Source organism: Solibacillus sp. FSL W8-0372 (assembly GCF_037969735.1).
In the GTDB taxonomy this organism is placed as follows: Bacteria; Bacillota; Bacilli; order Bacillales_A; family Planococcaceae; genus Solibacillus; species Solibacillus faecavium.
Genome location: NZ_CP150204.1, coordinates 992904 through 1006173, shown reverse-complemented (window position 1 = coordinate 1006173; position 13270 = coordinate 992904). Strand labels below are relative to the sequence as shown.

At 38.8% G+C, this 13270-nt stretch carries 8 protein-coding genes; all 8 read right to left on the bottom strand.

Features of this window, described 5'->3' with window-relative positions:
- Positions 1-33: 33 nt before the first annotated feature.
- Positions 34-1161, bottom strand: coding sequence for a transcription termination factor NusA (gene nusA, locus MKY13_RS04825; protein ID WP_191698372.1), 1128 nt, complete (start codon positions 1159-1161; stop codon positions 34-36).
- A gap of 13 nt (positions 1162-1174) precedes the next feature.
- Entirely contained in the window at positions 1175-1660 is a 486-nt protein-coding gene (gene rimP / locus MKY13_RS04820; protein WP_191698373.1) for a ribosome maturation factor RimP, read from the bottom strand.
- A gap of 302 nt (positions 1661-1962) precedes the next feature.
- The gene (locus tag MKY13_RS04815) at positions 1963-6288 is read right to left on the bottom strand and encodes a PolC-type DNA polymerase III (protein ID WP_339215527.1); all 4326 of its coding nucleotides are present in this window, start codon (positions 6286-6288) and stop codon (positions 1963-1965) included.
- Between the two features lie 360 nt (positions 6289-6648).
- The gene (locus MKY13_RS04810) at positions 6649-8355 is read right to left on the bottom strand and encodes a proline--tRNA ligase (RefSeq protein ID WP_339215525.1); all 1707 of its coding nucleotides are present in this window, start codon (positions 8353-8355) and stop codon (positions 6649-6651) included.
- A gap of 361 nt (positions 8356-8716) precedes the next feature.
- On the bottom strand, positions 8717-9973 hold the full coding sequence (rseP, locus tag MKY13_RS04805; protein WP_339215523.1) for an RIP metalloprotease RseP: 1257 nt from the start codon (positions 9971-9973) through the stop codon (positions 8717-8719).
- A gap of 137 nt (positions 9974-10110) precedes the next feature.
- A complete protein-coding gene (dxr, locus tag MKY13_RS04800) occupies positions 10111-11256 on the bottom strand; it encodes a 1-deoxy-D-xylulose-5-phosphate reductoisomerase (protein ID WP_339215521.1) in 1146 nt (381 codons plus the stop codon).
- 85 nt (positions 11257-11341) lie between these two features.
- Positions 11342-12139, bottom strand: coding sequence for a phosphatidate cytidylyltransferase (locus MKY13_RS04795; RefSeq protein ID WP_339215519.1), 798 nt, complete (start codon positions 12137-12139; stop codon positions 11342-11344).
- The gene (locus tag MKY13_RS04790) at positions 12136-12930 is read right to left on the bottom strand and encodes an isoprenyl transferase (RefSeq protein ID WP_191698379.1); all 795 of its coding nucleotides are present in this window, start codon (positions 12928-12930) and stop codon (positions 12136-12138) included. Before MKY13_RS04790 ends, MKY13_RS04795 begins: the two co-directional genes overlap by 4 nt.
- Between the last annotated feature and the right edge of the window lie 340 nt (positions 12931-13270).

Sequence of the window (13270 nt, the reverse complement as noted above, 5' to 3'; positions counted from 1 at the left end):
TCACCCTCCTTGCAAAATCATTCCAACAGATGGTTACTCTTCATCGTCACCATATAAATCAAATTGTACATCTTCTTTATCTTCATGTGGTATAAATGTGCTCGTTTCAGAAGGATAGATTCCTAATTCACGGGCATCAGTTTCACTCTTAATGTCGATTTTCCAACCAGTTAACTTTGCAGCTAAACGTGCATTTTGACCGCGTTTACCGATTGCTAAAGATAGTTGATAATCCGGTACAACAACTGTTGTTGACTTTTCTTCTTCATTTACTTGAACGTCTAAAACTTTTGAAGGACTTAATGCATTTGCAACGAATACGACTGGATCTTCAGACCATTCAACGATATCAATTTTCTCACCGTTTAGTTCGTTTACAATTGTTTGCACACGTGCACCTTTTGCTCCAACACATGAGCCTACAGGATCTACTTCTTCATTATGTGCATATACAGAGATTTTTGAACGGTCTCCCGCTTCACGTGCAATTGATTTAATTTCAACTGTGCCATCATAAATTTCAGGAACTTCCATTTCAAATAGACGACGCAGTAATCCAGGATGAGTACGAGATACGATTACTTGTGGACCACGTGTAGTGCGCTCAACTTTTGTAATGTAAACACGGATGCGCGAAGTTGGCTTATACACTTCACCTTGAATTTGTTCGTTTACTGGTAATGCCGCTTCTACTTTACCGATGGATACGTAAATATTACGTGCATCTTGACGCTCAATTACGCCAGTTACGATATCATCTTCACGGTCTACATACTCTTCATAAATTAAACCGCGCTCTGCTTCACGTACACGTTGTGTTACAACTTGTTTTGCAGTCTGTGCTGCGATGCGCCCGAAGTTACGTGGTGTTACTTCTTCTTCTACGATGTCACCAATTTCATAAGCTGCATTAATAAACTTCGCATCTTCCAATGCGATTTCTAAGCGATCGTCTTCTACTTCTTCCACTACGTCTTTACGCGAATAAACGACCATTGAACCTGTTGCAAGGTTAAGGTCGACACGTACGTTTTGTGCTTGGTTGAAATTACGTTTATACGCAGTTACTAAAGCTGCCTCAATCGCTTCAATCAATACATCTCTTGAAATACCTTTCTGCTCTTCAAGGGCAGTTAGGGCATCTAGTAATTCACTACTCATTTTGTTTTCACTCCTAAATTTGCTTATCTGAAAAATCGATGGCAAGACGTGCCTGCGCAATTTTTTCTTTTTCAATTTGTACTGTAACTTTACGTGTTTTAATACGGAATTCAAGTTCTAAATATTCATCTGTATATGCGCGTAAATAACCATAGAATTCTTTTAAATCCTTAACTGGCTCATAAGTTTTTACATAAATGTATTTGCCGATTGCTTTTTCAAAGTCCTGTTGTTTTTTTAATGGACGTTCGGCTCCTGGTGAAGAAACTTCTAAATAATAGTTTTGCTCGATTGGATCGTTTTCATCCAGTTTCTCGCTTAAACGTTCACTCACTTGTGCGCATTGTAAAATATCAATGCCGCCCTCAGGTGTATCAACGTAAATACGAAGGAACCAGTCGCGTCCTTCTTTTAGGAACTCGATATCAACTAATTCTAATTCAAGCTCTTCCACGATCGGTGTCACTAGCTCTTCAATGATCGACGTAACTTTGCTCATCGTATCCTCCCTAGCGTCTTTGTCTCTTAAAAATCATGATGTTATTTGTTAAACAAAAGACGAGTATTCATTGAATTTTATCAATTGAAACCTGTGATATTCGCCAGTGGTTTATCTTCATTCAGCAAGTGTTTAAAACACTTGCTGAATGAAGATAAAATAGTTGTGTAAACAACAGAAAAGAGCGGGAAAACCCACTCTTTTGCTGGCGAACTATCAACAAATTATTGATTTTAGCATAGCATAAAGGCTTATTGAATGCAAATATTGCCTATTGCTGTAGGCTACAATAAAGTTTCTTCTTAAAATAGTGAAAGCTGATTTGCATCTGGCATACCTTCAAGGCAGCCTAATTCATCCATGTATTCAATTAAAGTTTTCGATACACGGCCTCGTTGCTGTAAATCCTCTTTTGATAGGAATTCACCGTTTTTACGTGCTTCTACGATTTGTTTTGCTACGTTTGTACCTAGTCCAGGTATAGCATCAAATGGTGGGATCAGTGAATTTCCTTCAATTATAAACTCACTCGCATGTGAACGGTATAAATCTACTTTCTTGAAGCTCATCCCGCGTTCACACATTTCAAGTGCAATCTCCATAACCGTTAATAAACTTTTTTCTTTCGGAGCTGCATCGAGACCCTTCATATTAATCTCATCAATTTTTTTGCGAATCATAACAGAACCTTGTGTCATCGCAATTAGATCGAAATCAGATGCACGCACTGTAAAGTAGGCTGCGTAGTAAAGGATTGGATGGTGAACTTTAAACCATGCGATACGTACCGCCATTAAAACGTAGGCTGCGGCATGGGCTTTCGGGAACATGTATTTTATCTTTTTACATGAATCGATATACCATTCCGGTACTTTTTTCGCGCGCATTTCAGCTTCCATTTCTTCTGTTAAGCCTTTTCCTTTACGTACAGATTCCATAATTTTAAAGGCAAATGATGGCTCTAAATCCTGATAGATTAAATACACCATAATATCGTCACGACAACCAATTACTTCTTTTAATACACAAGTACCGTCTTTTATAAGCTCGGCTGCATTTCCTAACCAAACGTCCGTACCGTGAGAAAGTCCGGAAATTTGAACAAGTTCACTAAATGTCGTTGGTTTTGTTTCTTCGAGCATTTGACGAACAAATTTTGTACCAAACTCAGGAATGCCTAGTGTACCTGTTTTGGCACCTATTTGTTTATCCGTCACACCAAGCGTCTCTGTCGAACTGAAAATTTTCATAACAATTGGATCGTCGGTTGGAATTGTTTTTGGATCAATTCCTGATAAGTCCTGCAGCATACGAATGACAGTCGGATCATCGTGACCGAGTATATCGAGTTTTAAAATATTATCATGAATTGAATGGAAGTCAAAGTGCGTCGTTTTCCATTCAGAATCCTGCGCATCTGCAGGGAACTGTACTGGAGAGAAATCATATATATCCATATAATCCGGTACTACAATGATTCCACCTGGATGTTGTCCTGTTGTTCGTTTTACACCCGTACATCCTTGAACTAATCGGTCCACCTCGGCGTTGCGGTACGTGATACCATTATCGCTTCCATAGCCTTTTACATAGCCATAAGCTGTCTTTTCCGCAACTGTTCCTATTGTTCCAGCACGGAATACATAATCTTCACCGAAAAGCACTTTCGTGTAGTTATGGGCTTGCGGCTGATATTCTCCGGAGAAGTTCAAATCGATATCGGGTACTTTGTCTCCCTTAAATCCTAAGAACGTTTCGAACGGAATATCCTGACCGTCTTTTTTATACTGTGCCCCACACTCCGGACATTCTTTGTTCGGTAAGTCATAACCGGATGCAACTGAACCATCTGCGATAAACTCCGAATGTTTACACTTAGGGCAAACATAATGCGGTGGCAACGGATTTACTTCGGTAATTTCCATAAATGTAGCGACGAGTGACGATCCAACCGAACCACGTGAACCTACTAAGTATCCGTCTGCCAACGATTTTTTTACAAGCTTTGCCGATATTAAATAAATAACGCCGAATCCATGTCCTAAAATGGATTTTAACTCCTTATCAATTCGGGCTTGTACAATTTCCGGTAAATTTTCACCATAAATCAAATGGGCCATTTCATATGTCAAGTTCGTTACTTCGTCATCGGATCCTTCAATTTTCGGTGTATACAAGTCATCTTTAATCGGCTTTACATCACCAATCATATTGGCAACAAGCTGTGTATTCTTTACAACAACCTCTTTCGCTAAATCCGGTCCTAAAAAGTCGAATTCCTTCAACATTTCATCCGTCGTACGGAAATGGACTTTTGGCAAAGGGTTACGATTTAGTGGGTTTGCTCCTCCCATTGAACCGACTAGAATTTGGCGGAACTTTGCATCTGTTTCATGCAAGTAATGAACGTTTCCTGTTGCAACAACAGGCAGGTTCAGCTTTTTGCCAAGTTTTACGATACGGCGAATAATATCTTCTAGCGCCCATTCATCATGTACCGTTCCCCCATCAACCAATGGAGAGTATACAGGTTTAGGCATGACTTCCAAGTAATCATAAAATTTCGCAATACGTTCGGCTTCTTCCTGTGTTTTATTCATCATTGTTTCAAACAGCTCACCATTCGAACAGCCCGAACCGACGATTAAACCTTGGCGTAACCGCTGCAAATCCGAACGGCGAATACGTGGTACTCGGTAAAATGTTTGCGTGTGCGATATCGAAATTAATTTAAATAGATTTTTCAAGCCTGCATCATCTACTGCAAGTATAGTGCAGTGACTTGGGCGAGCCTGCTTATATCCATCTTCTCCACCGACATGGTCATTCATTTCAATCAGGTTTTTAATACCTAAATCGGCAGACTGTTTGAGTAAATGAAGGAATAGTTCACCGGTTGCTTCAGTATCATAGATTGCCCTGTGATGCTGTGTTAATTCAATATTATATTTTTTCGTTAATGTTTTTAAGCTATGCGATTTTTGCCCCGGGTTTACTAGTCGGGAAAGCTCCACCGTATCGATACCTGGGTGCCTTACTTCAATACCAGCATTTTTATAGGCAACATATAGGAAACCTAAGTCAAACGCTGCATTGTGGGCAACGACAACCCCATCACCAATAAAGTCATGGAATTCGCGTATGACATCATTAAGCTCTGGTGCATTAACGAGCATATCATCGGTAATATGGGTAAGTTCAATGATTTTTGCTGTCAGTTTGCGGTGAGGATTTGAAAACCGTTCAAATGTATCTATCACTTGGCCGTTTTTTATTTTAACAGCTGCCAGCTCGATAATCGTATCGTATACGTTTGAAAAACCTGTAGTCTCTACGTCAAATACGACGTACGTAGCTTCTTCCAAATCAATATCAATCGGATCATACACAATTGGTTTCCCGTCATCCACTAAGTTTGCTTCCACACCGTAAATCACTTTTATGCCATTTTTCTTGCCTGCTGCATATGCGTCCGGGAATGCCTGCACGACTGCATGGTCGGTTACCGCAACAGCGGGATGCCCCCATTTTGCTGCTTGGGCTACTAATTTATCAACGGATGTCATGGCATCCATCTGGCTCATCGGTGTATGCAAATGAAGCTCTACTCGTTTTTCACCTTCTGGGGCATGATCTTTACGAGGTTCATGCTTGATTTCATTAATATCCTTCACCATCATTACTAGGTCACGGGCAAATGTATCAAGTTGAATAGATCCGCGTACACGAACCCACATACCTTTACTAATTTGCTTCATTTTAACTACATCTTCGTCACCGTTTGAGAACATTTTTACGAGTAGCGAATCGGTGTAGTCGGAAATTTTGAGTTCCAATAATGAACGGCCACTTCGCAGTTCCTTCACTTCACAGGCAAATATAAACCCTTCCAATACAATGGAGCGTTCCTCTTCCAATACTGTACGGATTTCAACTGGATCTGGATTTTTTATAAGTGCACCGATTTGGAATGGCGTATCTCCTTGCATCGCAGCACCTGGATTATTTGCCTTCTCTTTTTCACGTGCCGCAAAATCTGCCATTGCCTGTTTGGACAGACGCTCTTCCTCTTCTTTACGTTGCTCGTAGAATGCTTCCTGCTGTGCGATGAACTCATCCGATTCCTCAATAAGTTGGAATTCTAACGGAATATGTGGAAAACCAAATGTTTTATAGGATTCTGCAATTTTATCCGTATACTTTGATTTTAATGATAAGTATTCCACTTCCAGCATCGATGTCACAACAAGCTTATGACCTGTCCACCGAGGTGTTTGCTTCATAAGGTTTTCGCGTAATAAAGGCGACATTTCACCCATTTGTTCAATCGCCACTTGCCAGTAATCAAGTATATGCTGCTCATTCACTACAGGGTTGTGGGATTCTACTGTTAACAGGACATTGGCTATATGTGAAAACTTCTCTGCTAAACGCATGCGAAGTAACTGATACACTTGAAATGGTAATATATTTTCTATTTTAATTTTAAAATGCCAAATTCGTTTCTTTTTATGGACGGTTACTCGTTCGAGTGTACCATTTTCAAAAAAGGACATATAGACATCATCAGTCAACTCAAGTTGTTGGATTAATAGTAGGAATTTTTGTCTTCCTTCCTGTTTTGACAATTGTTTCAACCCTTTCTTTTTAATGCTTTTTTCAATATGAGATGGATTGGATGTACGTTTCGTTTAAAATAAGCGGAGTTTTAACCGTTATTTGCAAAATAAGTATCATATAGAGGTAAATAAGGGTAGTTTTTCCGGTTATCCATTGAAAAATCAGCGTCTTTCATGTTCTTCAGCTTAAATAAGGGGAATTTTTACCTCTATTTTGGCTAAATTTCAATTAATTTATCAAATAAGCGGAATTTTTACCCTTATTCAGTGATAACTTCATTCCCCCATAAACTACAGACCCTTCACATGAAAAAGAAAAGAAAGTACATGTAATTTGTACTTTCCCATTCTCTCTATCTTAACAAATTATTAGTTTTGACGGAAAAATTCGTTTAAACGGTCTACTACTTCTTCTTTAGCCCATTCTGCCGATTCACCAGTCGCACGGAACTTCACTTCTACTAAACCTTCAGAAGCTTTTTTACCTACTGTAATACGGACAGGCAAGCCAATTAAGTCTGCATCGGCAAATTTAACGCCTGCACGCTCTGCACGGTCATCATATAGCACGTCATAACGATACGATTTTAATACACCGTAAAGTTCGTCTGCTAATTGTACTTGCGCTTCGTCTTTTGTATTAATCGGTACTAATTGTAAATCATATGGAGCTAATTGTGCCGGCCATACAAATCCATTTTCATCTTGGAAATGTTCTGCAACAGCAGCTAATAAGCGTGAAACCCCAATACCGTAGCATCCCATAATGAACGGTTGTGCTTTCCCCTGCTCATCAAGGAACGTAGCATTTAATTTCGCTGAATAAGTTGTACCTAATTTAAAGATATGACCAACTTCAATTCCTTCAGCAAATTTAATAACTCCCTCACCATCTGGAGAAGGGTCTCCTACTTGGATAAAGCGAATATCTTCATAAGAACCAATCGCAAAGTCACGCTCAGGATTTACGTTTAATAAGTGGAAGCCATCTTCATTTGCCCCCGCTACACCGTTACGAATTGATTTAATTGCATTATCGGCAATAACTTTTACATTGACCGGTAATTTAACTGGACCAATTGAACCTGGTGCACAGCCAAGCAATTCTTTTATTGCAGCATCATCGGCTAACTCTACAGATGTAGCTCCTAATGCATTTTTAAGCTTAATATCGTTAATTTCATGGTCGCCACGAGCTAAAACAACAACCAGTTCCTCATCAATATTAAATACTAATGATTTAATAACATTCGATGCTTCTACATTTAAGAATGCCGAAACTTCTTCGATTGTTTTTTGATCAGGTGTTGCGATCTTTTCCATTTCTTTCATTGGCGTTGTTGGTGCTGTATATTCTACAACAACTTCCGCCATTTCAATATTGGCAGCATAATCAGAAGAATCCGAGTAAGCAATTGTATCTTCACCAATTTCAGATAGAACCATAAATTCATGAGTACCTTTACCGCCGATTGTACCAGCGTCGGCAATTACCGCACGGAAGTTTAAGCCAAGGCGTGAGAAAATATTCGAATAGGCACGGTACATATCATCGTAAGTCGCATCTAAAGATTCACGTGAAGAATGGAAAGAATAAGCATCTTTCATAATAAATTCACGACCGCGTAAAAGACCGAAACGAGGACGTTTTTCATCACGGAATTTACTTTGGATTTGATAAAGTGTTAACGGTAACTTTTTATATGATTTTATTTCATCACGTACTAAAGTTGTAATTACTTCTTCATGTGTTGCACCTAATGCGAAATCACGGTCATGACGGTCTTTTAAGCGCATAAGTTCTGGACCATATGCTTCCCAACGACCTGATTCCTGCCATAATTCAGCTGGTTGAAGTGCTGGCATTAATAACTCAATGGAATTGACTGCTTCCATTTCTTCACGGATGATTTGCTCGATTTTCGCTAATACTTTGCGAGCTAATGGTAAGTATGAATATACTCCTGATGCGTTTTGGCGGATAAAGCCTGCACGCATTAGCATGCGGTGTGATTTCACATCGGCATCAGCTGGATTCTCCCTTAAAGTAGGGATAAACGTTTTTGTTTGTTTCATAAGTAGTGCCACCTTTTTTTAATTTAAGAATGATCTATATTTCATTATTATCTGCGCTTTAGCCAATGATTGCTCTATATCCATTAACTAATATTAAATGCTACTTCTATAATACTAATCAAATTTAGCTTTGAACGCTAGTATTATTCATACAAACGCTCAAAGCCGTCATTTTTAAACCTATTTTGTTAAATTAAGATTACTCAACTGACATAGAGGTGCTTTCCATTACTGGAAGGCGCTTTTCATGAGGCACAGCTCGAGCCTGTAGTCCCTCCCTCGTGCTTATCCCCCAAGGAGTCGCCTCCCCTTCATTCCAATCACCTTGCTTGCCATTAAGTTAAATCATCTCAAATTGACTTTAGAAGAAGAATCGCTGGATATCGTTCCATGTTACGACGACCATTAAGATCATCAGGAGGAGGATACCGACGAAGTGAACCATACCTTCTTTTTGGCGATCGATTGGTTTGCCTCTTACCGCTTCTACTGCGAAGAATAATAAACGGCCACCATCAAGTGCTGGTAGTGGTAACAAGTTCATGATTCCTAAGTTTACGCTTAGCATTGCCGCAAAGTATAAAACGTTGTAAAGACCGAACGTTACGACGGTTTCAGTTGTTTTATATATCCCTACCGGACCTGATAAAGCATCAATTGAGAATTGACCTGTAACCAGTTTCCCAACAAGAGTACCAATTAACACAATCATATTGTAAGTTTCCTCCACACCATAAACAACTGCTTGGAGTGGATTTTTTTCCATCGTACGCATAACACCAATTTGTCCATAAGTTGTACCATCTTCCTGCACAACTTGCTTTGGTGTCAGTTCAATTATTTCATTCCCTGTTTCACGTTCTACTTCAAATGTTATTGCTTTATTTGGGTTGTCGTATATTTGTTCTGATAATTGCTCCCAGGTAGAAATGGCTTGACCATTCACTCTCACGACTTTATCGCCTTCCATTATACCTGCATTGCTCGCCACGTTATTATCAATTACTTCTGCAATAATCGGTTCCTCAGAAGGAATCCCTTGAATAAGCCCGATAATCAGGAAGATGAAGAACGCTAAAATAAAATTGAATAATGGACCAGCGAAAATCGCCATTGCACGAGCACCGACAGATTTTGAATTAAATTGGCGGTCAAGAGGCGCAATCATTTGCTCCATCCCATTCTCAACAACCAACGCTGTACGCGATACATTGTAGCGAACGAATTGGTCATCCTCATCATAGCCTTCTATCCAAAGTTCACGTTCTAAATCTGCACGTTCTACTTCCAAAAATATAACATTTTGATAATGTGTTTTTTGATTTAGAATAATTTTTTCTACAATATTGTCTTCGTTGGTTATTAAAGCTACCCGATAACCCGGTTGTAATTCTACGGTATCAGTATCCTCACCAGCCATTCTCACGTAGCCGCCAATTGGCAAAAGACGCAGCGTATAAATGGTTTCACCTTTCGTCATACCGAAAATTTTCGGTCCCATACCTATTGCAAATTCACGAACCATAATGCCCGCGCGCTTTGCAAGTAAGAAGTGACCTAGCTCATGGAAAAAAACGAGTGAGCCAAAAATTAAAATAAAGGCTATAACTGTTTGCATAATCTCCCACCTTCATTGGAACTGAGTCATAAAGTTAGTTCTCTTTTTTTCTAGTGTTAACTAATAAAAAAATATGCTTTTAAATGCATATGAATGTCCACTTATAGTTGACTGACACTCTTTTTTCTCGCACTTCACTATTTTACCATGCTTGCTACTGTTTTTCTTGTTTCACTATCTACATGTAAAATTGTTTCTAAATCTGGTAATGCGATATTGTTATGACTATTCATAATACGTTCAATACATTCATCAATTTCTAAAAATGTTATTTTTTCTTGTAAAAATAATTCGACAGCCGCTTCATTTGCCGCATTCATTGCCGTTAAAATTGTACCGCCCATTCGACCGGCGTCATAGGCAAGTTTTAGGGCGCGGAATCGATCAAAATCAACTTCCTTAAAGTGAAGTTGTCCAATTTGGGCTAAGTTTAAACGTTGACCATTTGAAAGGGGCAAGCGATCCGGATAGCTAAGCGCATACTGTATCGGCACACGCATGTCCGGTGTTCCAAGCTGCGCTATAACGCTAGTATCTTCATATTCCACCATAGAGTGAATAATACTTTCACGGTGCAGTAATACATCGATATTGTCATACGGCATATTGAATAATACATGTGCCTCAATAACTTCAAGTCCTTTATTCATCATCGTTGCGGAGTCGATTGTAATTTTAGCCCCCATTGACCAGTTCGGGTGATTCAGAGCATCTTTTACCGTTACACCGACTAATTCATCACGTGTTTTATCGCGGAATGAACCACCTGAAGCTGTTAAAATGATTCGTTCAATACGTTTTTTATTTTCACCGTTCATCGATTGGAAAACAGCAGAATGCTCACTATCTACAGGCAATATTGGTGCATTGTACTTTTGCGCTTCTGACATCACAAGGTGACCTGCCGTTACAAGTGTTTCTTTATTCGCAATGGCAATCGTTTTCCCCATACGTATTGCTGCAAGTGTCGATTCCAACCCAACACTCCCTAAAACTGCATTGACTAGAACCGTTGAATCAGGATGAGTCGCAACTTCCACTAACCCTTTTTCACCATATGTAAAGGAAACATGCGGAAATTCCTCCTGTAAAGTTTTAGCCGCTTCCTCTGTTTGCATTGAGACTAACTCTGGTTGTAACTTTTGGATGATTTCACGAGATTTTTCAATATTTTTTCCGGCAGAAAAAGCAACAAGCTGAAAAGCATTTGGATGTGCAAGTAAAACATCAAACGTTTGCCATCCAATGGAGCCCGTTGCACCTAATAAACTGATCTTTTTCACAATGATACTTCCTCCTAACAAATCAATTGCGTTACACTGCAATTATGTCTAATACAAACTATGTTTATCTATTCACTGAAAGAAATTAATTAAAAAAGTGCAAGAAATGAAGTAAAGGCACTACAAATAAGAGACTGTCAAAACGATCTAAAATGCCCCCATGCCCAGGTAAAATAGTTCCTGAATCTTTTACACCGTAATGGCGCTTAATTGCCGATTCGACAAGGTCACCCATTTGTCCGACAATCGATGCTACAATCGTTACAATAATTAATTGCATCCAACTTGAAGCTATCGGATAAAAAAGTTGCATCGCGATCGCAAAACATACAGCAATGACAATGCCACCGACAAAACCTTCTACTGTCTTTTTCGGGGATATTTCCGGCCATAATTTATTTTTCCCTAGCTTCCGCCCAACAAAATATGCGCCAGAATCCGTTGTCCAAACAATTAACAATACAAATACGACAAATTCCAGTCCGATAAACCGAGTTTCGATAAAATAATGGAAACCAAGTCCGACATAAAATGCGCCAATTAATATAAAACCAATTTCATCAAATGTCATTTTATTTTTTACAAGCACTATATAAATTAACAATAATATAACTAAACCGTATACAATCATTAATGTTGATTCATATTGCAGAAATTCTACTATGTTTTTGGACCAGTCACTTGGTACCACCAATAGTAATAGTGCAAGAGTTCCTAATATTCCTGGAACAGATGCAATTGAAATTCCTTTCATTTTTAATAATTCATAAAAGCCGACGACTGCGATAATACTCATTAGCACCGCAAACGGCCCGCCTCCATAAATTACAAATGGGATAAATAGTGCTGCAGCAATTACTCCAGTAATGATGCGCTGTTTCAATTTGTTTCTTCTCCTTTCAGCCCTCCATAACGGCGGTTACGGTTTTGATATACAGAAATCGCCTCTTTTAAACATGCTTCGTCAAAATCAGGCCAATGCGTATCAGTAAACCAAAACTCCGTATAAGCAAGCTGCCATAGCATAAAGTTACTTATGCGTACTTCTCCACTTGTCCGTATTAGTAAATCCGGTTCAGGTAAATGAGCTGTCATTACATATTGTGAAATATGTTGTTCATTTAATTCGTCAATTGTCAGTCTTCCTGCTTCAACATCATTCATCAGTTGCTGCATCGCCATAACAATTTCCGCGCGCCCACCGTAATTCATCGCAAAGTTTAAAACCAATCCGGTATTATCTTTCGTTTCATCCATCGCTTTTCTAAGAGCTGATTGAGTATATTCCGGCAAGGAATCCATTACACCAATCATTTCAACTTTAATATTACGCTCCATAAGCTCCGGTAAAAAGGAAGTTAAAAATTGCTCTGGTAAACGCATTAAAAATTCAACTTCTGATTTAGGACGCTTCCAATTTTCTGTCGAAAATGCATACAGCGTTAAAACTTTTACTCCTAAATCACAAGCGCAACGTGTTATTTTCCGGACATTTTTCATTCCTTCATGATGTCCTGCAACTCTTGGCATTGAACGCTTTTTCGCCCAACGTCCATTTCCGTCCATTATAATTGCAATATGGGTAGGGATATCCTCTCCCTTAACTAAGTCCATACTTCCATCGCTGAATGGTTGCTCTTTACTTGTATTTTTCCCAAAAAGTTTTTTAAACATAGTTAATTCCCCCAACTGCATAAATCGGACTACTTACTTCTCCATCATATCAAAAAAGGTATAGCCTGTCCTTCTTATATTCGCCATCTCTTTTTTAAAAAACAGAAAAAATGTCCTTTTATTTTCTATCCTATGTATCATTCTTCCAACTCATCCTTCAAATAACAGGAAAAAATGGGGGGTGACCTAGTATTTCTATACCGATATCAAAAATTCCCTCCAATGTTAACTTTTCAAAATGAAATTTTATCTCCATTATTAAAAAAACGTCCTTACTAACAGGACGTCTTAATCCATTTAAAGTTCATACAACTTCAGTAAAAGATTTCGCGCTATAGTT